Here is a 291-nt window from a genome sequence, read left to right as displayed (position 1 = left end):
ACATGCAGCGGCTTGGCATACGCCACGCGCGTGCGGCGTGTCTGGCCGCCTTCTTGCGTCCAGGCGTCGTCCGTCCCGTCGAATCGCCCGCCGCGGCTCATCAGCATGGCCACCTGCCGCCATTCGGCAGGCTTGAGCTTGGCTTGCAGCAGGTCGCGATAGCGGTCGACGCCGGTCAGCGCCATGTCGTCGTCGCAGGCCGGCGGCACCGGCCGTCCCGCGGCCAACGCGATGGTCGCCATGCCGCGCAGAAAGAAGTCCTCGGGCGTATCCCGCGCGTACTTGGCGCCC

At 70.4% G+C, this 291-nt stretch carries 1 protein-coding gene; it reads right to left on the bottom strand.

Annotation, left to right across the window (positions count from 1 at the left end):
- On the bottom strand, nucleotides 1–291 hold a 291-nt coding region (locus KVT32_RS29735), incomplete at both ends, for a hypothetical protein (RefSeq protein WP_217619390.1).

The organism is Achromobacter sp. GbtcB20 (assembly GCF_019091095.1).
GTDB classification, from domain to species: domain Bacteria; phylum Pseudomonadota; class Gammaproteobacteria; order Burkholderiales; family Burkholderiaceae_B; genus Achromobacter; species Achromobacter mucicolens.
Note: the sequence above shows the minus strand (reverse complement) of the source record. Positions and strands in the feature narration are given on the sequence as shown.